This is a genomic window from Maribellus maritimus (genome assembly GCF_022267315.1).
Classification (GTDB): Bacteria; Bacteroidota; Bacteroidia; order Bacteroidales; family Prolixibacteraceae; genus Draconibacterium; species Draconibacterium maritimum.
This window is the reverse complement of record NZ_JAIKLE010000015.1, coordinates 1-26,531: the sequence shown is the minus strand read 5'-3', so window position 1 is coordinate 26,531 and position 26,531 is coordinate 1. Positions and strand designations below refer to the sequence as shown.

The window sequence follows — 26,531 nt, the reverse complement described above, 5'->3', positions numbered from 1 at the left end:
TAGTGTTCAGTGATAATTTAAAAATTAACTTTTAGTTGCATTCCAATTGAACGTGTGCCTGGCAGCGGAGAATGCTCGATTCCCGTGCCCACACTGCCGCTGCTAAAACCCGACTCAGGATCTGCGTAATTATTCGCACGGTATAAAAAGAACAAGTTGCGAGCTACCAGTGAAAGATTGGCATTCTTGATGGGCGTTTTTTTAATAAGGCTTGATGGTAAGCTATACCCCAAAACAACTTCACGCATACGTACATTTGTAGCATCTAATACAAACTCTTCACCAACCGACATGCTATACGGGTTTGTATAGTAAGTATATGGTGCCAGAGGTATTTCATTGGGTTCTCCGGTGTTAATATTTATCCCGTTAATTATTGGCCCGTCAGGTATTACTCCATCAATTGCTGAACCGTCTGCATTATGGGTTGCATACCATTCTTCCCTGCCCTGCAAAGTTTCAGCATGCGTACCGAAAGTGTATTGATAATACTTACTGCCGGAAATAAAATCACCTCCAAGCTGGAAATCGATAAGAAAACTCAGACTCAGATTTTTATACTCAAATTTATTACTAATACCACCGGTAAAGTCCGGATTAATATTTCCAACTTTCTCTATTTCACCTTTAACCGGATTTCCATTATCATCCACATAAATGTCTCCGAAATCATCTCTTAAATAAACATTTGAATAAATTGAACCAAACGGTTCTCCTGGTCTTGCTTCAATATTCAGAATACTAAAAAAGCTGGTTAGTCTTAAATTTTCCAAATTTTCGTGTAAGGAAATAACTTCAGAATAATTTTTAGCGGCATTTATTGAAACATCCCAGTTAAATCCTCCGTCATTCTGAATGATACCTGCGTTCAGAAGCATCTCCATCCCGGTGTTTTTTACTTCACCGGCATTTACAACTTTACTGCTGTAACTACTTGTACTTGGTATGTCGATGGCCATAATCTGGTTTTGAGTCCGGTTATTGTAGTAGGTGAAATCGAGTTCTACCCGGTTGTTAAAAAACAATAGGTTAGCACCTACCTCCCATGATTCGGTAATTTCAGGTTTCAAATCAGAGGTTGCCAGTGCTCCAATCGTTCCCAACGGATAAGCGTAATTTGACTGGTTAAAACCGTAATACTGATTGGTGCGGTAGGGACTGGTATCATTCCCTACTTTTCCATACGATCCGCGCAAGCGACCGGCAGAAAAAAAGTCGGAATCAATTCCAAAAGCCTTTGTAAATAAAAAGCTTAAGTTTTCGGAATGATAGAAATAAGAATTATTCCCTTTAGGTAAGGTTGATGACCAGTCGTTGCGAAGGGATACATCAAGATACAACCATTGATTGTATGTTATCGATCCTAATGAGTATGCAGAATATACTGCCTTCTCCCCAAAACCAAGACCAGTTTTATATTCATTTGCATTGCTAATATGATAGAGATCCGGCGCATTCAATGCAGTACCACTCTGACTCAAGTTATTGTATTTTGAATAACGATAATTACCTCCGGCACTTAAGCTTGCAGAAACTTTGTCAAATAAATCTTTATTAGCATTGAACATAAAATCAGAATTCCATTCAATATTATTAGCCAGAATATTTGACAGACCTCCCAAAATATTTAAACGAGGTTCAGAACTTCCGGGCGCAAAATGTTCATGTGTAGTAAGATTGTTATAATCTATTCCGGTTTGAACTTTAAGATTTAACCAGCTTAAAAAATCAATTTTGGTGGAAAGGAAGCTGATAACATGGTGTTTCTCATCATTATTTTTCAGGTTATTCAGCGTCCAGTAAGGATTGTTTGAAGCCGGTTCATCCTGAAACTTTAATTCATATCCATTTGCATCAACCGTATTGTTTTTTAAATCTTCCAGCCGCATATTTCGAGGCATAATCGTAAGCATCCACATTGCATTTCCGGCTGATTCCTGCATATAAACGCGGTTGTCTACAGTTTGATGGATATAGGAAATCTTACTGTCGATTTCCACTTTTTCACCTACTTTCATTAATCCGCGCATATTTATTACCTGGCGTGCTAAATCATTATTTGGTGATATTCCTTTACTGCTGACATTTGTAAGAGAAAGGATAAAATTTGCGTTATCGTTTCCGGCATCCAGTGTTAAAGAATTTGTAGAAGTCCCCCCGTTTCTGTAAAAGTCTAAAACGTTATTGGGTTGAGGTGTAAACGGTACTTCCTTTCCGGCAAAATTAGGTAACAATTGTCCATCCATTTTAGGACCGAAGCTAAGGGTCCAGAAAGCGCTTTTATTTGGCATATTTGTACTTTCATCAATGGCCGGGTACAATCCCATCAATCCGGCGCCATAAGTATTTTGTAATTCGGTGTATAAAACAGGCTGGTCGATTGTATAATTGGAACTGTATGAAACGCCAAAACCTCTGCCTCTTCCTTTTTTAGTGGTTATGAGGATAACACCATTGGCACCTCTTGAACCATAAGCTGCGGATGCTCCGGCACCTTTCAAAACACTGATTGATTCGATATTTTCAGGATCAATCTCGCTCATTGCATTTCCCATATCTTTATAAGAAATACCTCCATTGGGATTGTTTCCGTCACTCATAGGCACACCGTCAATTACAAATAACGGGCGGTTTGAACTCGACAGGGAAGACACTCCGCGCAAAACTACACGGCTTGAACTACCAACACCCCCGGCGGTTTGTGAAATTCTTAACCCGGCAACTTTCCCTTTCAGAGAGTTGATCATGTTGGTTTCCTTGGCCTGGTTAATTTCTTTACTATTTATTGCAGTTAATGAATAGCCTAAGGATTGTTTTTGCCGGTTAATATTAAGTGCTGTTACAACGACTTCCTCCAATGCCGCAACATTTTCTTCCATCGTTACATCAATTACACTTTGTCCTGCTACCGGAATTTCTAAGGTATTCAATCCAACAAAGGAAAATTTGAGTATGGCATCATCCGAAACATTTGTAATTGAATATTTTCCGTTGGTATCTGTAATCCCTCCATTCGTGGTTCCTTTAATTACAACGGTAACTCCGGGTAGTGGATCGCCTGCTTTGTCGGTTACGGTTCCGGTAATGTTCTGCTGTTGCCGTGAGTCAGCATTATTCGCAATTTTTGAAATTGCAATGTAGCGGTCAATTATTTTGTAACTGTATCCCGTGTTTGCTAAAATATCATCTAATATCTCAGAAATCTGCGCATTTTTATAATTTATATCAAAATGTTTTTCTAAGATATCGTCATCGTATTTTAACATGAAGTAGTATTCTGTTTCTGTCTCCACATGGGCAATGAAATCCTTAAAAGTTACATCATTCATTGAGAGGCTCAATTTTGAAGATTGCCCATAAGAACTCGCATAGGTTTGAATAGTTAAAACAAATATCAGTAATACCGTTATTTTCATTACCTTAATTAGTTTAGTCCGGCCCCAATATTTAAGGGCATTTTGGTTTTTTTTCATACATTTGTTATTGGTGAATGATTAGCTGGTAAAGCAATTATTTATCGCATGTTGGTTTGTGTTAGCGCACAAACTTATTTAGCAACAGACTGAAGATATTGGTAGTATTTTCGGTCTGTTTTCTTTTTTAGGAAGTATTCAATTTTAGCATAATATTTTTTTGACTAGTTTATTTTATCCCAATATATTAGTGTAGGTTTATTGGCACGAGGAATAATTTCGTACTTAAAAACAGTAGTAAGTTTAAATACTTCAAGAATCTGGTCGATGGGTTTATTTTTCAAAATTGTTCCAAAATATCTTTCATCTCCAAGTTCCTCACTTCGTATTATAATTTCAACATTATACCACCGCTCAATAAATTTGGCAATGTCTTTTAATTTTTCGTTTCTAAACGTTACCAACCCTTCTCGCCATGAAGTATAAATTCCTGTATTAACTTTTTGAACAATCAACCTGTTTTCATCCTTTGCATAACTGGCATTTTCTCCGGGTTTCAATTGTGCAATTTCCTTTCCCGTTTTATCCATCACACTTATGCTTCCCTCAACCAGCGTGGTACTGAATTTTTCTTCGTTAGGATATGCTTCAATATTAAACGATGTACCATAAACCTTGATATCCAAAACTTTTGACTTTACTGTGAATGGATGTTCTGTGTCTTTCTCAACATCAAAAAATGCCTCACCTTCAAGAAATATTTCCCTTTGCCCCCGGCTAAAATCAGCGTTATATTTTATTTTACTTCCTGAATTTAACAGGACAAAACTACCATCAGGTAATTTCAGTTCCGTCATTTGCCCCAGGGGAGATTTTACCGTGTATTTTGCCTGATATATTTCCTGGTTGGAAGCAGAATTAAAATAAACGTATGAGATAACGCCGCCCAGTCCAATTAACAAAATAAAAATAGCAGCCTGTGCCATTATTTTCCTGAACCTGTTTTTCTGTTTTTCTCTTTCGGCAACTTTCAGGAAATTTTTATAGGCCACATCTTCATTTTCCGATGCCTTTTCCGTAAGAGCCCATATTCTTTTCCAGTTGGTAAATTCTTCTTTGTTTTCAGCGCTTTCGTCTATCCACGACAAAACAGCTTTTCTTTCTTCAGGAGAAGCTTCTCCTTTCAGGTATTTCAGAATCAGTTCAAAAGTCATTTTTGCGTTTTATTAATTAAGGTACGTGCTCACACATAAATACCCTGTATCCGAAATTGTATTTTTTTAAATTGATGTTTTATAAAGAACAAAGGAGTGCTATCAGAATACTTAAAAATTCTGCCAGGCTCTTTCTTAGAAATTTCAATGCGCGGGTTATGTTGGTTTCAACCGATTTTATGGCTATTCCCAGTTCATCTGCTATTTCGCGGTTCTTTTTTCCTTCGTATCTGCTTTTTATGAAAACCATCCGACAGCGTTCAGGTAAGTTCTCAATTGCCCGGTTCACTGCTTCTTCCAATTCTGAAAACTCAATGTTGTCGAAATCGTATGATTTTAAAATATTTTGGGAAAGAATCATTTCCCGCTTTTCAAAGTTACTTTTTACCTTTTCATGTCTGAGGTAATCCAAACATTGCGTACGTGCTGCGGTGTATAAGAATGAATGAATTCCGTTTTCGGTTTGTACTTTTTTCCTGTTTAACCAAAGCTTCAAAAACGACTCCTGGGCAATATTCCGGGACATATCCAGATCAAAAATGAATTGGTTGCAAAAACCAACAATGCGGTTATAATTTGCTTTAAATATCTCCTGGAAAATCCTTTCATCTCCTGATTTAAAAAGCAAAAATTTGTAGGATAGTATTTCCCGGTTATCTTTTGTCAATTGTTTGCGTTAGTAAATTGACTATAAATTTAAATAATAAATTAAAGTTCAAAACATTTATGTAAAATGGAATGTTTCTAAATGAAAGAAACAAATCAACAAGTACATAACCACCTACCGACTACCTAGTTACAATCAAAACCCAACCCAGGTTCCAACTCCGAATGGGAAAATATCCGTTTTTTTTGATTTGCTGTATATCGGAATTTCTTTTTTGTTACTTTATACATCCTTTAGATAAAAATGGGGCAACAATAAGGAAAAGATTTAAATAAAACACAAGCGTTTACTCAAAACTGTTTGTTATAAAAGTTGACCGTAATAAAAAACGGAGCAGGTTCCGTTCGCACACCCCTATTTTAATAATTCGCCATCGAGTAATATTTTACCCACATGCCAGCAATTCTCACTGTATTTCTCCGGGTGCTGATCAAAATCTTCCTTTTTGGTCAGTATGCTTCGTTTGTCAAATGGTTCTGCAATTACCTTAAAAACAACCTGGTGCTCTTTGTTTTCCAGTTTATCAATAATTACAAAATTCATTCTCCTGTAGGTACAATATTTGTCAAACCGGGAGAGCGTATCCCGCGGTTCGCCATCTATTTCCACGGCAACTTTCCCTGCATCGGGTCCCATAATATCATACACTCCAATTGCTGTCCCTTTAAAATGAACAGCTATTGTTTCGCCCGTGTAACAAGTTCTTCCCACATGGTCGAGAAAACGACCAAATCCGTTAAAGCGTTCATCATCTTCTACAGGAATTATTTCCCAGTTATCGCTTAACTCCGCATTTGTAAAATCCAGCATCCTGGTGTCTGAGAAATATTCCGGATTGACAGGTTTCGAAACCTTGTGCTTTTTTGCTTTTGCGGTCTTTTCCTTCTTTATTGTGTCAAAAGAACGGGCAAGAACTGTCTTATAAATTTTGTGTCCGGTTTCAACATAGGGATGCACCCTGTCGGGACAAAAAACAGGCACTCCGTTTACTTCTTTACTATCCGGGTTGGAAAAGATTAATTTGCCTTCCTTTACTTGTTGAGCGACTTCAAAACCAAAATTCACGCTGGGAATTCCGTATTTATCAGCTACCTTTTCCATCGCCTGTGCAGATTTCGGTAATTGCCCGTTGGTTTCAGTTTCCAGGAAATCACCTTTAATGGTGTAAACAAAACAAATATCGACATACGGATTATCTTCCCATGTTTGGCGTACAATTCCTTCCATTGCCCTGATCACCCTTTCAGACGCTGCACCATCATCATTCACGGCAAACTCAACAAACAATAAATCGGGTTTGAACCTAAGTACATGCTCATGTAACCTGAAAACACCAAAGTTGGATCCTGTACCGCCAATCGCAGCATGAATTTCTTCAAACTTTGCCAGGGGAAACTTCTCTTTCATCCATTCCAAAGAATAAACGCGCCACCCGGCCTGAGCAGTAATGCTTCCTCCCAGGTAAGCCACACGAATAGATTTTCCTTTTTGAATCTTACTAAAATAATTGGGCAAACCTCCCCTGGCATTTAATTCCTTTGAAGTGAGAATACCTGAATTCTCCAACGCCGAAGCAACAAAAGAGACAGCTACAACCAGTAAAATGGTATATAAAAATTTCCGGAAAAGAGTATTGGTTTTCATTGTTATTGTTTATTCAGTTTCTCTAAAATAACCATACTAATTAGAACGATATCCTGTACTGTCCTGAATAAGCTTTACACTTTAACCAAGTCAGGCACACAAATAATCATCAGATAAATTTCCGGTTGCTATTTTATTTTTCCGGTTGGATTTTTGGGCGGGATAAAAAAAATTGTCCGGGGAAAGTGTAAAATCATCTGCGGAATAAGAAAAATGGTCTGAGGAAGAGGAAAGATTACCCGGGGGCATATAAAAGCTCCGGGGGAATTGGTACATCTGCCCCGGGGAGAATAGAATCAAGGGTTTGATAAAAATTTTTCCCGGTTAGAACCGGAGGAAAATAGACGGGAATACAACCCAGGCCTGCGAAGTAAACGAGATTAAAAAGGAGCCTTTCTTCCGGCTGCAAAGATAAAGGAAACAAGGACCAGCGTAAATACCATATTAGTAAAGGAGAAAGGGTTGTTTCATAAATTTACAGGAATTCAACTGGAAGTTGCGGCGCATGCTTTGCCTCTGTTTCAAAACACCGGTTACGGTGCACCTGTTTTTTGTGTGGTGCTTCGTCCCCGGCATAAATGCCGGAGTTATTACTGTCAAAGCTTGCAGAGGTTTATATTTGGAATGACATGATTTGTAGGTAATCCGTCTTGGAATCCAAACCACAAGTAATTGAACCATACAAAACCCTGTAGGGTTCGATAAAATAGCCCCCGGTTTTAACCGGGGGAAAGAATATCATACAACTCAGGCCGGCGACGTGAACCGGATTGAAAAGGCGCCCTTCTTCCGGCTGCAATAACAGACTAAACATAAGAACCATCCGTACAAATCTAAAATCAGTGTATGGGTTAACGAAACGAATGGGGTTAGGGTAGTTGGCAGTTCTGTTAGCGGCGCATGGCTTGCCTCTGTTTCAAAACATCGGCTGCTGTGCGCCTGTTTTTTGTGTTGTTGCGTCATGAGGCTGTGAAAAAAAATAAAATTGGACAGCCTCATTTTTTCGTCGCAGTTATTACCCAGTCATAAAAAAGTTATCCGGGAGATTTCAATATAGCTTTTGTAACACTTTAACGTGTTTCCCCAAAAGGACAAAATCCCCGGATAACTCTTTTTCTATTACTTCATTATTCTTAACTATTCATCAACATAGGCACCCCAGAATTCAATTTCTCCTATATGCAAGATAGATCCGCCCGACCAATTTGCATCACAAACAAATCGAATATATCTAAAAGGGGTACCTGTATATTGAGGAAGGATATCATATTCCAAACCGTTCTCTGTTACATATGCTATATCTTCATCTGTAACCTCTGCCGCTGTTGTTGCTCCTGAAGGAGGAATACCATCACAAGTACAAATTTGTGTCCAATCATTTTTCCACTCATCGGTACCGCTTACTTCTTCCCACTCTGTCCAATAAGCAAGGCTTTCCAATTTAGTGTCGAAGTCATCAATTCCCTTTGGAGTTTCGTTTGTCGCCCAAATTTCATAATACTTAGGATTTTTTTCCTGCATGCATAAAGTAGCTCGATGCCAAAGTTTATGTCTGCTTAACTGACAGGATTTCCCCAAATCTATTGTAAAATAAATAGGGTAAACCTCTGCGTCCTCTACTTCATCGGTAAAGTCAGCAAGATAATTCCCGGGCCTTGCCGAATGCCAGTATGCGCCTTCGCTTGTATAGTTCTGATCCCACATATCACTAAAAGCGTGTGCAGCATTTTGTTGATTAGGAGCATCACCTCTCCAGTATATAGAGCCATCATCGTATCCAAACCGGCTCCAAATATCTGTCCCATCGATTTTCCCCCACAATTGTTCTTCATATAATGGTGTTAATGTTGTATCAAGCATTCCGGAATAATTCTCCCATCGGTCGCGTACCTGTATTTGAAAATCAGTTTCCCTGGAGTCGAATCCACGGAAAGAATATTCCCCGTCGGCTTCATTGCTGTAATAGGTATAATCAAGGTTATAATCGCCAACCGAATCTTTTGCGAACACCATAATACCTACGTCTGCCCTGGATTCATTCTCCCATGTTACATACAAACCACCAAATGTTGCGCTTACTTTTGTCGATTGGATAATCAAATCAACCGGTGGTGTTAAAGGTTGTACTTCTACGAATACAGGCTCCGATTCGTTTTTACTTTTATCAATAGCAATCAGCTGAACCGTGCGTATTTCAGTGTCCGGAAATCCTTCTATCTTAATGGTATCGGTATAGGCAGAAGAATAGGCCTCTAATTCTTCGCTATCAGTAGAGAGTGAGTAAACGGCTTTTACACCAAGCAGATCATCGTCAGCGGGCAAGGTATATGTAATAATCGCTCCGCCTGCTGTGTTTTCAACCTGAGCATCTGTTACCACCCCCGGAGCAACATTATCAGACACCTCACTCCAATCCTGGGCTTTTTCACATTGAAACAGGAAAATTGCTGCTATTAAAACAATTGTGTTTAATATTATTTTTTTCATGTGTTAATATTTATTACCACGACACGAGTATCAAAACACAAGCCTTATATTATCGTTTTGTGTAATGAAAATTTTATCATGGTCGTTTTATTTGATTAAATTTTTTAAAATAAATGTCCATATATTTCGCTGTCGCAAATTGATTCTCTCTGAACACCTCGTCGCTAAAGGAAGCAGAGACAATCAATCCGAACCCTTTAGGGCTGAGGTAAACAAATTGAAATTCAACACCAGTGATCATATTCTTAAGTTTATACGAACATCCATTATATTTTCTTACCATCCCGGATTTTGAACCAGGTTTTGATTTTTTAAAAGATTCCCCTGCCGTAAGGGCCACAAATAATCTTTCATTTCAAAACTTTGTTCATTAAACAGGGTTTGCACCTGATAAAAACCTTCTGCATCCTCTTCCAAAACATCAAATCCCTGAATGGGGGTGTTCATGTATTCTTCTGCCAGTTTCCATCTTCTTAGGTCCCAAAAGCGAATGCCTTCAAAGGCCAGTTCAATCATTCGTTCCTGCCGGATAATTTCCCGCATACCATCCCGGGAAAGTGGTTTGCTTGCATTGTTTGAATAATTCGCCCAACTGGCAACCACACCTTCCAGGCCTGAACGGGCCCGAACCAAATCAATGTATTCATACACTTCATCATCCGGGGCAGCTTTTACTTCATTTAAAGCTTCGGCATACATCAAATATAAATCTGCCAGTCTGATTACCGGGAATGCATAACGATTATAGGATGGTGCAGTATTATCATCATCCAAGGCAGTAAGCCTGCTGCATACTTTTTTTACCAAATAGCCGGTACTGGAATGTTTTGCAGGTATATGGCTTCCAGCCTGTCCGTACCTCAACTGGATAACTTTCATCGATTCATCGGAAAGCGCTCCGTTCCCGTAAATGGTACTTCCATCGAATGAAATGGAGCCGTAAAACCGGGGTTCGCGGTTAAAGTGAAGCCGGCATGTTTCATAACCCTCTTCGATATAGTAGCTGTGCGCCGAATCTCCTTCCATAATTTCATACAGATCAATTCCTTCCCACTCTTTGTCTTCATCAATCGGCACCCCGTTTTTGGTATAAAATTGTTTTACTACATTTAGAGTGGGAGCGTTACATAGAAGTAAACTCCCTGTTTTATGGTTTGCATTAAATGCAGGATAACTCACCCTCTGTATTGGGGTTGAACTGGATGTACAGCCCCAAATAATTTCGTCATTCCATTCTTCTGTTACGGCTCCTCTTACTCCCATGGAAAGGGTCGTTGCTTCACTTAACTGAGAAGCAACAGAAAGTGTGGAAAAATCGAAAAGCTTATTCCCTGCCTGATGGGCAATATCAATTGCTTCCTGCAGGGCGGTTGCCGCTTTCTCCCACTTGACAGCATCATAATCGGTTGAAAATAACTGTACGCCTCTGGAATCGGTAATACCAGTGTAATCCGAGTTCCCGTTAAACAGGGGACTGGCGGCCAACGTTAACGCTTGTGCTTTTACAGCTGCTGCCATCGGTTGAGTTGCCCTTCCCAAATCATCCGTTATATTATCGATTGTAAGGGGAAGGTCAACCATGGCAGAATCGAGCAAATTAACAATATAATCCACCACGTCATCCACCGGGTCACGGTACACCATAACCCCTTCTGTTCCGGTGCTGATTTCCATATTCTCGTCAACAATAGGAATAGGCCCGTACATCCGCAATAACCAAAAATGAAAATAGGCTTTCAGAAATTTTGCTTCAGCAATCCATTGTTTTCGTTCCCATTCTTCCATATCCTGCGGGGTATCAATATTTTCAAGAAATATATTACAATCCCTGATAGCTGTCCATAAGGTTTTACCTCCGTTTAACTCGTATGAATCCTGTTGACTTGCCCAATAATTCCCAATAGGAGATTCTGTACCCTGATTGCCCCTGGCGATTTCCCACATTTGTGGATTAACAGTGCTTTCATCCACACCATCAAATAACCAGGTTTCATCAGAACCATAGAACCCGGGATTGGTTCCCGGAGATGCAATATTGGGTAGAAAACCATAACAGCCGTATAAATAGCCTTCGGCCTGGTAACGTTTTGTAAAAGCATTGTCCACCGTGGCAATGTTATCGGGAACAACATCCAGGTAATCACAGCCAGCCTGTGCAAACAATATAAATACGACCAAATATTTTAATATGCTAAATTTTCTTTTTTTCATAACTTTTAGAATGCTACGTTAATACCCAGGTTAATAACTCTTTGTAAAGGATAGCCTAAACCGTTGCTCCCCATTTCAACATCCCATATTTTAAAATCACTGATTTTAAACAGGTTTGTCCCGCTCACATACACCCGGCAGGTTTTCAGGTTCAATTTATCCGTAACTTTTTGGGGTAAGGAATAACCAAATTCAAGGCTCTTCAGCCTCAGGAAAGCACCATTCCGCATAAACCATGAACTGGCTACCGTATTGTTTTCGATTTCATAATTTGACAACCGGGGCCATACCGCATATGGGTTTTGAGACGATTCAGACCAGTAATCGTCAGCAATAAACTGAGCTAAACCGGTTTCCAAAATTTTTCCATCGGAGGTTGACTCCACAAACGGGGACATTGTACTGGCGCCAATCCAAAATGAAGAGCGTGCCGAACCCTGGAAAAAAAATGAAAAATCAAAATTTTTGTATCCTGCCGACAAACCAAAGCCATAATTAATTTCAGGTGTCGTCGGTAAGCCAAGCGGTACCTTATCGCTGGAATTAATAACACCATCGCCATTCATATCTTTGTATTTTATATCACCGGGGCCATATTCACCGAAATCCTGTCGTGCAGAATTTTCCACATCGGCAGCGTCGATAAAGAGCCTTTCAGCATAATAGCCCCAGGTTTGTTTGATTGGCCTGTTAATCTTTGATTTCCAGGGGATATCGGAATAATCGGGTTCTTCGTACTGTTTATAAAGCGATCTGGCGTATGTGAAGTTAGCCCTTCCCACCAACCAGATACCGTTTCTGAAAGTCTGATTATAATCGGCCGAAACATCAATGCCTTTACCGGTTGCTTCCCCGACATTTACGGTTGGCGTGTCCCAAAGCCCCATGGTTGACGGAATATCAGCCCTTTCCTGCAGGATGTTGGTACGGTATTCGTGGAATAAATCAGCATTAATATCTATTTTGCCGTTAAACAAGCCCATTTCAATTCCGAGATTGGATTTATAGGCGATTTCCCATCCAATGTTTGAATTGGCATAATTATTAATACTGGTTCCACTGCGTGAATAGCCATAATCATAACCGGAAGTAAAACTATTGCCCCCTTCTATTGTAACATCCGATAAATAGAAAAACCTTTCAGTGCCAATATCATCGTTCCCTACTAATCCGTATGTTGCCTTTATTTTTAGTTTATTGATGATATTTTTCAGATTGTTCTGCCAGAAGGTTTCATTACTTGCCATCCAACCCAATCCAAATGAAGGAAAGAATCCCCAGCGGTGACCTTTGTCAAATTTTTCAGAGCCATTGTAGCCAAAGTTAAATTCAGCCATGTATTTGGCATCGTAGGCATAGGTAAACCTGCCTGATAAACCTAGGTTTCGTTCCGGTAGTGACTCAGAAAGCGTACTGGCGTTTGCTGTTAAGGCATTTCTCGCCATACCAACCAACATTCCGCTTATATCATTTTTCCCAAATTGCTTTTTGTATGCAAGAGATGCTTCTGAATAAAAGGTACTGGTAATGGTTTTATTGCCTGGCTCGTAACTCAGATATTCTGTACCATCCTCTGTATTCAATTCGGTTAAATTGTAGATATCGGTATACCTGTCGTAGCTTCCAACACTGTAATAAAAGGGTTGATAAGCCCGTTCCACATCAAAAAAGGAATAACGTTGTGTATTTCCTAAAATTCTTCCGGTCAGGCCGTCAATCCATTGCCCAAAATCCTGTTTTAATTCAAACTGGGCCATCATTACCGATTCACTCGATTCTTTATAGCCTGAAACCAATTCGGCATAAGGATTCAAATAAGTACCATCTCCATCATTCCCAAAAAGGATGTGTTGCTCGTAAGCGTACGTTTCGTCCGGTTCATAGTAGGCCGGAAAACGGGCCGGGCTTACCCGCAACATTTTCTTATACATAGCACTACCTCCGGTCATCGGCCCAATATAATCTTCAAATGTTCCATGTACCCTGACAACTGCTTCGGTAGATTTTGTTAAATTGATATTGATATTGGAACGGATAAGATATTTTTTTAAATCGATGTTTGAATTAAAATTATTTCTTTTATCCACATCCAGAATTCCATTGTCCTGCGAGAAAGATCCTGCAATATAATACCTTGCTACTTTACCACCACCTGAGATATTCAGGTTGGCACGTTGATTAATTGACAAATCCTTAGTCAGCATATCCATCCAGTCAACTGCCGGATAAACATACGGATTGGTTTGGTTAATGGTATTTTCAATTTTTGTGTTTGAATACGTATTTGCAGCCAAGGGATCCCGGGTTTTTGCCGCTTCGTTGGCCAGTTTCATATAGATAATCGGATCCGCCATTTGAATTTCCTGAGTGGGTGATGAAAATGAATTTTCGAACCGTACCGATACTTTCATTTTTCCTTCTGTTCCCTCTTTTGTGGTTACCAGAACAACACCATTTGCCCCGCGTGCCCCGTACAAAGCCGTTGCTGTGGCATCTTTTAATATTGAAAAACTTGCAATGTCATCAGGGTGTAACCGGGAAAGGTCATCACTGGATACTTCAACATTATCAACCAGAATCAGGGGGTCAACCTTCCCTGTTCCAAAGGAAGTAACTCCACGAATAAAGAATTCTGCATTATCTTCACCCGGCTCCCCACTGGTTTGATAGGAAATTACACCGGACATTCTCCCCGCTAAAGCTGTGGTAAGGTTACTTGAAGGAACCCTTAATTCGTCGGTTTTAACGGTTTCTATTGAAGAAATTACACTTTCCTTTTTTTGTTTTCCAAAGGCCACAATGGTAACATCTTCCAGTTCCTGTGTTTTGGGTTCTAATTGTACATTGATTTTTGTCTCGTTACCTACATCAATCACCTGGCTTTCCATCCCGATAAAGGAGAAGACCAGCCTGTCGCCGGAATTGGCCTCAATGCTGTATGTACCATCATTGTCGGTAATAACCCCTCTTGTGGTTCCTAAAATGGTTATGGTTACTCCGGGCATGGGTTTGTTGTCGTTGTCGGTAACTTTCCCTTTGATTTTGTTTTGCTGTTCCAATTTATTATTGCCGGGAGACTCCAGGATTATATCATTGGTTATAGGATCTTTTTTCCCTATTACGATCTGCCGATCATAAATCCGGTAGGTTTTATCTGTCAATTTAAAAACTTTTCGGAGTATTTTATCAACAGTCTTATTGGAAACATCGATGCTAATTTCTTTATCCAGATCGATCAATCCATCATAATACACAAAAACAAATTCGCTTTGATTCTCAATTTCTTCGAATAATTCTTTCAAAGTAGCATTTTTTAGATGGACAGATAATTCGGTATTTTGTGAATACCCGTTATTGCCCAGTAAGGTTGCTGTTGAAATCAAAACGAATAACAGACATAATTTCATAGTCAGTAGTAATTTTTTTGCGCTATCATTGCTGATAACACAAAACACATTTTTTTTCATAAATTTGTTTTGGTTTTAATTTGCACTTAATAAATTTCTGATTGCTGTTAAAACTTTAGGCAGATTATATTCCCAGTATAATCTGTCTTTTTTAATTTTGGTTTACATAGGCATTTAATTTTTATTTCATAGAAATGATAATTTTTCCTTCGTTTTCTTCGATTTTAACAGGGGCTGTAAAACATATTGCCTCAAGAACCTGAGTGAATTCCGATTTCAAATCGAGTTTTCCGGAAATCGTTAGCTCTTCAGTTCTTTTATCTTTTGCCTGAATATCTACATTGTAATACCTCGATAAAGTAGCAGCTATACTTCCAATTTTTTCGTTGTTACAAAACATTAGGCCATCTTTCCAGGCGATGTATTCTGAAACGTTTATTATTTTCTGCGTAATTTCTCCTGATGAATGATGCAGAATTAATTGCTCCCTTTCTTCCATCATTATTTTTTTTGATTTTGCAACTGCCTGCACACTACCTTTTACCAATACAATACTACACTGATCTTCGTCTTTGTATGCTTTAACATCAAATTCGGTTCCTAAAACCTCAACCTGCACCTTATCGGTAACCAGATGAAATGGCCATTTATCGTTATGTGTAACTCTTAAAAAAACTTCTCCTTCAACATATATTTCTCTTTTCTCCTTCGAGAAAGACACCGGATATATTACTCTACTGCCCGAATTCAAATAAATCTCGGTACCATCTGACAACGTTAGGGAGGAACGTTTTCCGTAAGGAACAACAAGTTGGTTAAAACGCTCTTCTGTTATTTTGTCTTTTTTTGCTTCTTGTTTTATCGAAACCGAATCAATTAAAACCTCACCTTTGGGTGTATATGAAATCGAAGGTTCTTTTGATTGTATCGTTTTAGTGGAGCGGTCAGCCAGAACAAGTTGCACATCTTCTTTTTCTGAACTTTGTTTAACTAACGACTTGTAATCTATTGCGCCATCATTTTTTAACAAAATCCCAATTATTCCGCCAACACCAAGCAGAAGAAAAATGGAAGCAGCCAGCATCCATTTGTTCAGGCGGCTTATTTTCGGATTTGGCTCATTGATTTCTGTCCCGATGCTATTCCAGATTTCAGCTATTTCTTCTTTTCCAATGTTTCGGTTTTCGTTTTGAAGCCTTTTAACAACGTATTTCGCTTTTTCAAATTCTTCTTTTAAAAATGGATTTTCAGTTATAAAAAGGTTCCAATATTCATCGGACGCAGGGTTTGGTTTTTTTACCCACCCTATAAATTTATCGTCGGTTAGTAATTTTTGAAATTCTACTTTTGAATCCATTCTGCTTAGATAAAGGTGTTTATTAACTAAAGAGAAAAGCTGTGGTTTTGTAACCAGTATTTTTTATTTTTTTAATAAAAAAAACAGAAGCTTAACATAAGCTACTGAATTTAAGCATGTAACCAAGAAGACAATCAAGGGTTTTATGATTGTAGAAAGCGAAAATTAACGGGAAGTGACCCTGAATCCACAAAAAACAGAGGACTATCTTTTAAAAATTGAGAATAACAGAATGATATTGTCATCTTTTAAATTCTCCCTGAGTTTTAAAATTGACCTGTAGATTAAGTTTCGTGCTGTTTGATAGTTCAGATTGAGGACTTTTGCCAGATCGTTGTAATCAAATTCAAGGACATATTTTAAATAAATTGCTTCTCTTTGCCGGGGGGTAAGGCTATTTAAGGCTATCTGCAAAACATCCGGATGATTTTCATCTGTACTTTTTTCTTCTTCTGCCAAATCAAAATTAAATGCCAATTGTTCAATATTTATCAGCTTGCCGTTTTTCTCTTCCTCTGTTTTTTTGAAAATGATACGCTTAAGCGATACCATTAAATAAGGCATGATTTTGTTGGTGAGTCCTAATCCCGAGCGTTTGTTGTATAGGTCGATAAATAAATCCTGAATGCAGTCTTTTATCAGTTCATGATTGGAAGAAAAGCGTGCTCCGTAAGAAGATAAATCTGATACCGATTTCTCGTATATCAGTTTAAATGCTTCTTTGTCGCCTGAAAGAAAGTTTTTCCATAATTCTTCGTCAGATTGCATACACAAAATCTTTTGACAATTGCAAAACTAAAAAAATTTTAATTTTTACCTGTGTAACGAATTCACCATAAGATTACAGATTAACTGTCTGCATAAAGAACAGTATTTTTTGTTAAACAAAATAATTCCGGATTCACAAAAAATGGATTTATTAGAATTTCCTGAGAAGTATAAACTTTTGTATTTTAAGTCCAGGCTGTTTTTTTATGTATATCACTTATATTGAAGTGTATTGCTGTTTTCCATAACCTTGGTTGTTGTGCTTTTCCAATCCTTTGTCCAATGGATACATGAGTTGCGCCAACTTATTTTGGCTTTTACTGAGAAGGATATAACACGAGGCTGACATTGGATAGTCTTTATTTACTCTAAAGTTATAAAAACGAAAGCACCTCCATCTCTGAAAGTGCTTTGTTTACTTGGGTGGGCCCACCTGGGCTTGAACCAGGGACCCCCTGATTATGAGTATTAACCAGTTGCTTTTCTTATATTTTCATGTTTTTGTAAATATTATCTTAATCACTATATATCAGATATTTGTGCGACTGGTATTTTGTATGAATAGTATTTATTTTCAAAGAATCGCTATATTTGTGTGCAAATTGTGTGCAAATTTCATGGGATTTGCACACAAATAAATCATTTTAAATCTACCATTTATGTTTAACTATACAAATAGTGGGATTACAATTTCTTCAGTTTTAGACAACCGGAGGGCTACAAATGGCAACTTATATCCTATCAAAATACGTGTAACATTTCAACGTATTCGAAAATATTACGCAACTGGAAAATATTTATCGATTAATGAATGGGAGAGCCTACCGGATAGCAAGAAGAAAGAAATGATTTCAATAAAAGTTGATATACAGAATACTTTTGACACGGTAAAGTCCGTTATAAAAAGCTTATTATATGAAGGTGGCTTTTCTTTCGAGGCTTTAAACTCACGATTAAATAAATCAGCAACTGATACGCTGAATAACGGATTTAAGCTAAAAATTCAGGCATTAAAAGATAATGACCAGGTCGGAACTTACCTTTTTTATCAGAATGCATTTAGAAGCGTAGAAAATTTTTCAGGAGAGAATATTTTGTTTGCATCCGTAACAGTAGATTGGTTAAAACGTTACGAGAAATTTATGGAAAAAGAGGGGAACGCTTATACTACCATCGGGATGTATTGTCGTGCGATTCGTTGCGTTGTCAATGATGCGAAGAAAGCAGGCGTAATAAAAGAGAATCAGTATCCTTTTGGAAGTGGTAAATTTGAAATACCAACAGGTCAGGGGCGTAAACTGGCTCTTAATTTACAGCAAATAAAAGCAATTGTAAGTTATTCTGATGGAAACGAAACAACTGAGAGGTATCGTGATTTATGGTTCTTTTCATACTTGTGCAATGGAATTAATTTTGCTGATATGTTAAAACTGAAATACTCCAATATTCGTAATGGAGAAATTTGCTTTATGCGTGCCAAAACAGTCCGAACATCTAAAATGAAGAAAGAAATTTGTGCAGTTCTAACCCCAGAGATGAAGGCTATTATAAAGAAATGGGGGAATAAACCCAGAGGACAGGACAAATATATTTTCCCTTATCTGCATGGAAAAGAAACTGTTTTTACGGAAAAAAGAATAGTAAAGGACGTAACTAAACGATGTAATAAGCGATTAAAAGTAATTGGTAAAGCACTGAAGATTGAAGGCTTAAGCACGTATTCGGCCCGACATTCTTATGCCACAGTGCTTAAAAGATCGGGGGCGAACATTGCTTATATTTCAGAAAGCCTGGGGCACAATGACCTGAAGACAACAGAAAACTATTTAGCATCCTTCGAGAGGGAAGAACGGGTAAAGAATGCGAGTTTATTGACTAACTTTGGAGAATATGCAGAATAATTAATGGAAGAATTATTATATAAATTGTTGCAAAGTCCTGTCGAAACAGAGGTTTTGGAGTTTAAGGAAGCCAAAAATCAGTTTGATAAGGACAAGCTTGGCAAATACTTTTCAGCATTAAGTAACGAAGCGAACCTGACTGGGAAGCCGGAGGCATGGTTGTTATTTGGAGTAAATAATGATAAAAATATTATTGGAACACAAATATCGGATAAACAACTGAACGAATATAAAAAGGAAATTGCTACAAATACTTCTCCTACGCTCAGTTTTATTGCTGTTCATCGGGTTGCAGTTGCACAAAACAATGTCCTGATGTTTCAGATTCCAGCTGCTCCAAAAGGAATGCCCGTTGCATGGAAGAATATGTTTTATGCCCGCGATGGAGAAAGTTTAACGGGATTAAACATTAACAAGATTGAACGTATTCGAAATCAACAAACGAATCTGGATTGGAGTGCAGAAATTGTACCTGATGCGATGATAAAAGACTTATCAGTAGAAGCTATAAAAAAGGCAAGAGAACAATTTGCCGAGAAACATCCTAAATTGAAGGATGAAATTCCAACATGGGATGACATTACTTTTTTGAATAAAGCCAAAATTACCATCAACGGACAACTAACGCGTACAGCTATTTTGCTGCTTGGCAATCCAGAATCGGATACTTTTATAAATCCGGCATCATCAAAGATTACCTGGATATTACGCGACCGTGACAAAATTGAAAAGGATTATGAACACTTTTTTTGTCCATTATTGCTTAAAGTTGAGAATGTATATGCAAAAATTAGAAACCTGAAATACCGTTATCTGAAATCCGGCACATTGTTTCCTGATGAGGTCGATCAGTTTGAACCATATATTATACGTGAAGCATTAAACAACTGTATTGCTCACCAGGATTATACTTTAGGAGGAAAGATTAACGTCGTTGAACGGGAAGATGGCTTTCTCACATTTAGCAACTTAGGACACTTTATTCCCGAATCGGTTGAATCAGTTATTACTGCAGATGCTCCTGAGGAACAATATCGGAATCCGTTTTTAGCAAATGCAATGGTGAATCTGAATCTGATTGATACCATAGGAAGCGGTATTAAGAAAATGTTTGTCATTCAGAAGAATAAATTCTTCCCGCTACCTGAATATAATCTTGAGAACAATAAGGTTACAGTGACAATTACAGGGAAAGTACTTGATGAAAAATATGCGCAGAAACTTGCGTTGATGCCAGACTTAAGCCTTGACGATATAATTTTGCTAGACAAGGTGCAGAAAGGGAAATCGTTGACTGATGAAGAGATAAAGACTCTTCGGACAAATTCTTTAATTGAAGGACGTAAACCTAATTTTCACATTTCTTCCGTGGTAGCCGAAAAAACAGGGCAACAAAATGATTATATCAGGCAAAAGGGTATTGATGATGAGTACTGTAAAAAAATAATTATTGATTATTTGGAAAAGTTTGGTGAAGGTAGAAGGTCCGATTTTGAAGAAATTCTTTTGGATAAGCTTCCTGATATTCTGGATATGACACAAAAGAAGAATAAAATAAAAAACAATTTGCAGATACTTAAAAACACGGGAATTATTGAACCACATGGTAAGTTGTGGAAAATGTCTAACAAAGGATAGTTTAGATATTTTCTAGACATTTAATAAAGTGCGACATGTTTTATATTATTGTATATCAGCAGTATGAAATGTCTAAATCCTGTTCTTTAAAAATAAATTAGATATTCTTAGACAAAAAAACAAGCAGTATGCCCCGTCGTAAACAATACAAAATATTAGCCAGACAAACGTCAGTTTATGAAGCTATTGTCTCTGAACTTCAGAAAAATCCTGAACTGGTTGATTGTGATATGGAAACCATAGAAATATCGGTTAAAAAGAAGATTACTCCCCGTATCCTTAATATAGATAAAGCAATAGATAACCTTAAAAGGTATATAGTGGTGAACAAAGAATTTATCCAAATCGTCAATGGAGAGGCGATAGTATCGAAAAAGGATATTGCCAAAATGATGAAAATTTCACGGCCAACTCTTGATAAATGGATAAGGGAAGGATTTATTATTCCTATACAATCAAGCGTTTTGCCTAATACCGAGGTTTTTCCTCCCGACCTGATTCTGGAACAACTTCAAAATCAAAAGAACAAAAAATAGAAAAAGTTTTTCAGCTTTACATTGTATCATGTTGGTATAGTTTGGCTCCTCAATGTAAATAGATACACGCATTTAAGTTTTGTATAACGAATTTTTGTCTTAATTGTCGTCAATTGTCTACCTCGTGTAAAGCTATTTTCCTGTTTGATTACCAATTGTATTCAGTTTTATTTTATACCCGTATTCAGTTAAACATGATGTGTAATAATAAAATTGAAAACTATGTCAAATATTATTGTAACCACGCCCGAAGAATTGCGGGCTATTGTAAGTGAAGCGGTTTCCGGGGCCTTACCCAAACAGGTTTCGACCCAACCTCAGATTGATACTATGACCCTGAACGATGCACTGGAGTTGTTAAAAGAACACGGCTACCCAACATCTAAAGCAAAAATCTACAAGTTGACCTCTGCAGGTAAAATCCCCTGCAAAACGTACGGGAACAAGCTGGTCTTTTCGCGGAAAGAGATACTGCTTTGGGCGGAAAACCAGACCCAACCCAAACATGATTCAACAAAGATAAGTTTAGCCCTTGCCCGAAGTGCCAGACGTAAAAAATGATTTGGTACACGGAAACTTGTAACGATACTCTGCGAAACCTCGATTATTAGCAGAGAAATTATCCCAATGAAAAAAAAAGTATGGCACTTTCAGACATAAAACAAATAAGTATCAGGGAATATCTGAGAAATAAGAGTATCCTTCCAAAGAAGGATTTCGGTTATTATGGGATGTACTTTTGTCCGTTTCGCGAAGACCACAATACAAGTTTTAAAGTGGATTACCGTAAGAATATTTGGTACGATTTCGGCACAAATGAAGGAGGCTCCATAATTGACCTTGACATGAAGATGAATAATTGCACTTTTCACGAAGCCGCAACCCGATTGGAGAAAGACTTTTCAGGCAGAGACCTGAATTTTTTTTCTTTTCACCGGGGTAATACTTTGGACAAAAAGAAAAACAATGAGACATCAATAATCATTCATGATATCAGTGAGATCTCGCATCGCAAACTAATAGAATGGGTAAATGCGCGAAAAATTGATTTGTCGCTCGCAAATTTATATTGTAGGGAAGTTCATTACCAGGTCCGTAACAGAGTGTATTTTTCAGTTGGATTCGAAAATGACAAAGGCGGATATGAGTTGAGTAGTTCGCCCAGCTTCAAAGGCTGCATCCCACCTAAAGAAATTACAACCATGAAGAGTGGTCATGAAACCTGTTTAGCTTTTGAAGGTTTTTGGGATTTCCTTTCCTATTTAACCTTACAAAAAACAGATAAGACGAGATACGATGTTGTAATTTTGAATTCAGTTGCCAACATCAAAAAGGCGCTTCCTTTTCTGAAAGAACACAAAAATATTTGTGCTTTTCTTGACAACGACGAAAGCGGGAGGAAAGCATTTCAAATGATAAAATTGTCTTGCTTCTCTGTTGACGATATGTCAATAAGATATACCGGGTACAAAGATTTGAATGACTATTTATGTGGTAAAAAGCAAGTTCAGGAAATGAAAAAAAGCCGTGGTTTTAGATTATGAGCGTAGGCTTTTTTTAGCGGAGCAAGTTTGTGTTTTGGTCTGACCAAAACCTTGCTCTGCGAGGCAAAAATATCCCGCCGGTCTCACTAATTATTAAATGCAAATTCAAATGAAAACGATAAAAAACAGAAACACCAATGGCAGGCCAGCCAAGAAACCTTCCGAAAAGATGGGCTATAAAATAACCGTTAAAATGGCCACCGAAGAATACTATTCATTGAAAGCCAAATCTGTTTTGGCAGGGATTAACCGCAGCGAATTTATTCGTCAGTGCATCTGTTCCTCTGTGGTGAAACAACAACTTACTCCGGAACTGATGGGACACATCCGGCAGCTTTCCGGCATGGCCAACAATGTCAATCAAATTGCCCGCACAGCGAATGCCGCCGGATATATTGAAGTGCATAATTATTGTCTTATGATGAGTGAACGACTGGACAAAGTAATCAAGCGAATAGAAGATGATTGCTAAAATTGTTCAGGGACGTGGTTTTAAGGGAGCAGTAAACTATGTATTAGATAAAAAGAATGCCCGGTTGCTTTTTGCCGAAGGAGTACGTTTAAAAGACAAAGCATCCATCATTCAAAGTTTTATTACCCAAAGTAAGCTCAAACCCAAAATCTCAAAGCCGGTGACACATATCTCGCTGGATTTTTCAGCACAAGACAAAGGCAGGTTAACAGACAAATTTATGGTTGGTGTTGCGCAAGAGTATCTGGATAAAATGGGCTATGTTAATACACAATACATCATTGCCCGGCACCACGATACCGACCACCCTCATATCCATCTGGTGATAAACCGGATTGATAATAACGGGAACCGAATTTCTGATAAAAATGAAAAGCTGCGTAACATAAAAGTTTGTCTGGAGCTGACGAAAAAACATGGCCTTTATATTGCATCGGGCAAGGAAAATGTGAAAGAACACCGGCTCAAAGAACCGGATAAAACCAAATATGAGATTTACCGGGTACTTCAAACCGCGATTCCTGAATGTCGAAACTGGAAAGAGCTGGATGCCAAACTTCGAAAATCTGGAGTTACCGCTGAATTGCGAAAAAACGGGAGTACAGACAAAATCCAGGGAGTACGATTTGGTATGAACGGATATGAATTCAATGGCTCCAAAATTGACCGGACATTCAGCTATTCTAAAATTAGTTATCAACTTCAGCAAAATGAGCTATCAATGGCGGCTCAATCCAAATCGGCACACCGGAGCACCAATGAAGGTTTTTCGTATGCAGTCGGAGCAACGGTTTCTTCTTTGGGAGGTCTGTTCGACTTAATGAATCCGCCATCGGGTTATGATGAGGACCGTGCCGAATATTTAAGACAGGAAGCCCTAAAGAAAAAACGACGCAAGAAAGGGCGCAAATTGTAAACAGCAAAATTAACAACAATGGGTACAGGCAAAATGGATTCTTCGGCAGTTTATGCCTTGTTCGAAGAATTAAAACAAAAGATAGAGCAGTTGAGTAAAGGTGGAATTTCAGATAATCAAACAAATTCCAATTTTGATGCAGAAGAAATAGTCGTATTGATAAACGAAATACTTACCCGTGTAAATCAAAAACAATTTTCTCCTGAGCAGATAAAGGAATTGCAGAATATTCTAGCACAGGTTGCTGGCTACTCTCTGGGGAAAGTCAATGATAATATTCGTACAATATTGACTGAATTAAAAACGATAATCGTTCCAATTAAAGAGAAAATAAACCTATTACAAATTCCCCAAAATACGGTTATCCGTAAAGAACATGTTTTTATTGTGGACTTTCGAAGAAGCAAAACGGCCATTACTATTATTACAATGGCGTTAGTCATTTTGCTTTCATGGGGTGGTAATATTTGGCAACTCAGAAACAATAATCAACTAAAGGATAACGCCCTAAAATACCGCTATATAAAAATGAAAGGAAAAGCGAGCTCCCAGGATTTACTTCGGCTGGAAACGGTTTTTGTTTATGACCGGAACAGGGACAGTATTTCTGTTATCCGGGAGCAGATTGAAACTTATGAACGTTTGGTTAAGAAGCAGGCTGAGGAAATTGAACAGACGTTGTTCGACAAAGAAAACAAAAAGGAAGTTAAATGAAGACTCCTTTGTAAAGAATTTAGGCTCATAACTAATTGCTTTTGCTATTTTTGCAATTAAAGCCTAATCACATGAAAACAAGGATATTTATCTTAGTTTCTATATATATTTTCTTCCTTATTACTTCCTGTCAAAAGCAATCAGTAAAAGTTGAGCCAATACTCAAAAAAGTAGAAATACTGGTAGAGCACCACCCAGACAGTGCCTTGGTTTTATTAGAAGAAATTCCGAATCCTCAATCCCTGAAAAAATCTTTGTTTTATCGCTATTCGTTATTACAAATACAAGCTAAAGATAAGAGTTATAAGGATATTACCACTGATACATTAATTTTCGATATTCAAAAATATTACGACAACAGAAATGAAATAGAAAAAGCGGCACTTGCTTCTTTTTATTGTGGAAGGGTAAGGCAGGAACAAAAGAAATACGAGGAGGCTATGAAAATCTATTTAAATGCCGAAAAATATTTGATGCAAAGCAATAATGTTAATCTAAAAGGATTATACCAAAGCTCCGTTGCTGCGATTTATTACCAACAACTTCTTATGCAAAAGGCTATAAATCATTTTAAACTGGCAAAAACATATTTTCATCAATCGGAGAATTATAAAAATGAAATTTCCGTGAGTAATTTTATTGGAAACTGCTTGTTGATCCAAGAAAAGGCAGACAGTGCTTTAGCATACTATTATAAGGCACTTGCTTTGGCCGATAAACACAAGCTTAGATACGAGCAGGCAAGAACTAGGGAAGGTTTGGGCGTGGCTTATCGGGAGATTGAAGAATGGAAACGATCAGAATTTTTTTTTAAAGAAGCATGGATATTTTCAGATGATTCTTTGAAAAAAGCTAGGCTATCTTCAAACATTGCATTTCTTTTTGAGAATCGAAACAATACAGACTCAACAGTTTACTATTTACAAAGAGCTATAACATATATGCCATCTCAAAAAGATAATTTTCTTATGGCCAATATATATAAAACATGGTCGGTCATTGAAGAAAAAGATCAGAACTTCCAAGAAGCCTTAAGTAAGTATAAACTTTATAATAAATACCTTGCCACAATTCTGGATGAGAATAAAAATAGTGCTATGCTTGAAATTGAAGGGAAATATAATTTCCAACTTATTGAAACCAGAAATAAACAGCTTATAATTGGACGACAAAAGATTCTATTGTTTTCTTTGGGACTAGTACTCACTCTTTTGGTATTAATCTTTTTGGTTCTGAGACGGTCTGCCTGGAAGGAGCGAAAACTGGAGGAGGCAGAACTGAAAATTTACCAAATGAAGGAAATGGCCAGAGGCTTTAACGAAAAGGAGAATTCATTCAGAAATGTATTAATCCGGCATTTTGATATTCTTAAAAAAGCCGCTTTGTTGGAGGGATATCTTAAAGAAGAGGAAAAAATAAGAGGGAAAAATTTACTTAAGAAATTTAATGAAATCGTTTATGGCCAGAAAAAGCTGGATTGGGATTTGTTTTATCAAACACTGAATGATTTGAACAACGATTGTTTTGACCGGTTAAAAAATAAATTCCCACAACTTGACGAATCTGAATTCCGTATTTGTTGTCTAATCTATGTTGAGTTTAACAATACAGAGATTGCTATTATTTTAAGTTATAGCGTCAA

General features: G+C 37.7%; 18 protein-coding genes. 9 read left to right on the top strand and 9 right to left on the bottom strand.

The genetic code is table 11. From position 1 onward, the window contains the following. Positions 1-17: 17 nt before the first annotated feature. From K5G00_RS14375 to K5G00_RS14335, 9 genes are all read right to left on the bottom strand, one after another. Positions 18-3,473, bottom strand: coding sequence for a SusC/RagA family TonB-linked outer membrane protein (locus K5G00_RS14375; RefSeq protein ID WP_238766876.1), 3,456 nt, complete (start codon positions 3,471-3,473; stop codon positions 18-20). A 164-nt stretch (positions 3,474-3,637) separates the two neighbouring features. Further along, positions 3,638-4,627 carry a FecR domain-containing protein gene (locus K5G00_RS14370; protein WP_238766875.1) on the bottom strand — a complete coding sequence of 330 codons (990 nt, stop codon included), beginning with the start codon at positions 4,625-4,627 and terminating at the stop codon, positions 3,638-3,640. A gap of 79 nt (positions 4,628-4,706) precedes the next feature. Further along, positions 4,707-5,294, bottom strand: a complete 588-nt coding sequence (locus tag K5G00_RS14365; RefSeq protein WP_238766874.1) for an RNA polymerase sigma-70 factor — start codon at positions 5,292-5,294, stop codon at positions 4,707-4,709. A gap of 354 nt (positions 5,295-5,648) precedes the next feature. Continuing rightward, a complete protein-coding gene (locus K5G00_RS14360; protein ID WP_238766873.1) occupies positions 5,649-6,938 on the bottom strand; it encodes an SGNH/GDSL hydrolase family protein in 1,290 nt (429 codons plus the stop codon). 1,137 nt (positions 6,939-8,075) lie between these two features. Next, a complete protein-coding gene (locus K5G00_RS14355; protein WP_238766872.1) occupies positions 8,076-9,425 on the bottom strand; it encodes a DUF5126 domain-containing protein in 1,350 nt (449 codons plus the stop codon). A 276-nt stretch (positions 9,426-9,701) separates the two neighbouring features. Then, the gene (locus K5G00_RS14350; RefSeq protein ID WP_238766871.1) at positions 9,702-11,636 is read right to left on the bottom strand and encodes a RagB/SusD family nutrient uptake outer membrane protein; all 1,935 of its coding nucleotides are present in this window, start codon (positions 11,634-11,636) and stop codon (positions 9,702-9,704) included. Positions 11,637-11,641: 5 nt separating this feature from the next. Next, complete coding sequence (locus K5G00_RS14345; RefSeq protein ID WP_238766870.1) at positions 11,642-14,938, bottom strand: TonB-dependent receptor; 3,297 nt, start codon at positions 14,936-14,938, stop codon at positions 11,642-11,644. Positions 14,939-15,224: 286 nt separating this feature from the next. After that, complete coding sequence (locus K5G00_RS14340) at positions 15,225-16,400, bottom strand: FecR family protein (protein WP_238766869.1); 1,176 nt, start codon at positions 16,398-16,400, stop codon at positions 15,225-15,227. A 204-nt stretch (positions 16,401-16,604) separates the two neighbouring features. Beyond that, positions 16,605-17,168 (bottom strand): RNA polymerase sigma factor, encoded by a 564-nt coding sequence (locus K5G00_RS14335; protein WP_238766868.1) that lies wholly within the window; start codon positions 17,166-17,168, stop codon positions 16,605-16,607. 659 nt (positions 17,169-17,827) lie between these two features. Between K5G00_RS14335 and K5G00_RS14330 the strand changes: the two genes are divergently transcribed. The 9 genes from K5G00_RS14330 to K5G00_RS14290 all read left to right on the top strand — a co-directional run. Next, positions 17,828-19,069 carry a tyrosine-type recombinase/integrase gene (locus tag K5G00_RS14330; protein WP_238766867.1) on the top strand — a complete coding sequence of 414 codons (1,242 nt, stop codon included), beginning with the start codon at positions 17,828-17,830 and terminating at the stop codon, positions 19,067-19,069. A gap of 3 nt (positions 19,070-19,072) precedes the next feature. Beyond that, positions 19,073-20,707 carry an RNA-binding domain-containing protein gene (locus K5G00_RS14325; RefSeq protein WP_238766866.1) on the top strand — a complete coding sequence of 545 codons (1,635 nt, stop codon included), beginning with the start codon at positions 19,073-19,075 and terminating at the stop codon, positions 20,705-20,707. Between the two features lie 128 nt (positions 20,708-20,835). Continuing rightward, a complete protein-coding gene (locus K5G00_RS14320; RefSeq protein WP_238766865.1) occupies positions 20,836-21,243 on the top strand; it encodes a hypothetical protein in 408 nt (135 codons plus the stop codon). A 222-nt stretch (positions 21,244-21,465) separates the two neighbouring features. Then, the gene (locus K5G00_RS14315; RefSeq protein ID WP_238766864.1) at positions 21,466-21,804 is read left to right on the top strand and encodes a helix-turn-helix domain-containing protein; all 339 of its coding nucleotides are present in this window, start codon (positions 21,466-21,468) and stop codon (positions 21,802-21,804) included. A gap of 80 nt (positions 21,805-21,884) precedes the next feature. Further along, a complete protein-coding gene (locus K5G00_RS14310) occupies positions 21,885-22,787 on the top strand; it encodes a toprim domain-containing protein (RefSeq protein WP_238766863.1) in 903 nt (300 codons plus the stop codon). 109 nt (positions 22,788-22,896) lie between these two features. Further along, positions 22,897-23,259, top strand: coding sequence for a plasmid mobilization protein (locus K5G00_RS14305; protein ID WP_238766862.1), 363 nt, complete (start codon positions 22,897-22,899; stop codon positions 23,257-23,259). After that, positions 23,249-24,175, top strand: coding sequence for a relaxase/mobilization nuclease domain-containing protein (locus tag K5G00_RS14300; protein WP_238766861.1), 927 nt, complete (start codon positions 23,249-23,251; stop codon positions 24,173-24,175). The genes K5G00_RS14305 and K5G00_RS14300 overlap by 11 nt, the downstream gene beginning before the upstream one ends. 18 nt (positions 24,176-24,193) lie before the next feature. Next, entirely contained in the window at positions 24,194-24,889 is a 696-nt protein-coding gene (locus K5G00_RS14295; protein ID WP_238766860.1) for a hypothetical protein, read from the top strand. 35 nt (positions 24,890-24,924) lie between these two features. Beyond that, a partial coding sequence (locus tag K5G00_RS14290; protein WP_238766859.1) for a tetratricopeptide repeat protein occupies positions 24,925-26,531 on the top strand: 1,607 nt, incomplete at its 3' end.

Bases quoted from the DNA above. Each gene is read 5' to 3' on its own strand.
- K5G00_RS14310 (WP_238766863.1), top strand. From the start codon at position 21,885: ATGGCACTTTCAGACATAAAACAAATAAGTATCAGGGAATATCTGAGA.
- K5G00_RS14315 (WP_238766864.1), top strand. From the start codon at position 21,466: ATGTCAAATATTATTGTAACCACGCCCGAAGAATTGCGGGCTATTGTA.
- K5G00_RS14360 (WP_238766873.1), bottom strand. From the start codon at position 6,938: ATGAAAACCAATACTCTTTTCCGGAAATTTTTATATACCATTTTACTG.
- K5G00_RS14330 (WP_238766867.1), top strand. From the start codon at position 17,828: ATGTTTAACTATACAAATAGTGGGATTACAATTTCTTCAGTTTTAGAC.
- K5G00_RS14295 (WP_238766860.1), top strand. From the start codon at position 24,194: ATGGGTACAGGCAAAATGGATTCTTCGGCAGTTTATGCCTTGTTCGAA.
- K5G00_RS14320 (WP_238766865.1), top strand. From the start codon at position 20,836: ATGCCCCGTCGTAAACAATACAAAATATTAGCCAGACAAACGTCAGTT.
- K5G00_RS14300 (WP_238766861.1), top strand. From the start codon at position 23,249: ATGATTGCTAAAATTGTTCAGGGACGTGGTTTTAAGGGAGCAGTAAAC.
- K5G00_RS14325 (WP_238766866.1), top strand. From the start codon at position 19,073: ATGGAAGAATTATTATATAAATTGTTGCAAAGTCCTGTCGAAACAGAG.
- K5G00_RS14340 (WP_238766869.1), bottom strand. From the start codon at position 16,400: ATGGATTCAAAAGTAGAATTTCAAAAATTACTAACCGACGATAAATTT.
- K5G00_RS14355 (WP_238766872.1), bottom strand. From the start codon at position 9,425: ATGAAAAAAATAATATTAAACACAATTGTTTTAATAGCAGCAATTTTC.
- K5G00_RS14370 (WP_238766875.1), bottom strand. From the start codon at position 4,627: ATGACTTTTGAACTGATTCTGAAATACCTGAAAGGAGAAGCTTCTCCT.
- K5G00_RS14375 (WP_238766876.1), bottom strand. From the start codon at position 3,473: ATGAAAAAAAACCAAAATGCCCTTAAATATTGGGGCCGGACTAAACTA.
- K5G00_RS14305 (WP_238766862.1), top strand. From the start codon at position 22,897: ATGAAAACGATAAAAAACAGAAACACCAATGGCAGGCCAGCCAAGAAA.
- K5G00_RS14335 (WP_238766868.1), bottom strand. From the start codon at position 17,168: ATGCAATCTGACGAAGAATTATGGAAAAACTTTCTTTCAGGCGACAAA.
- K5G00_RS14350 (WP_238766871.1), bottom strand. From the start codon at position 11,636: ATGAAAAAAAGAAAATTTAGCATATTAAAATATTTGGTCGTATTTATA.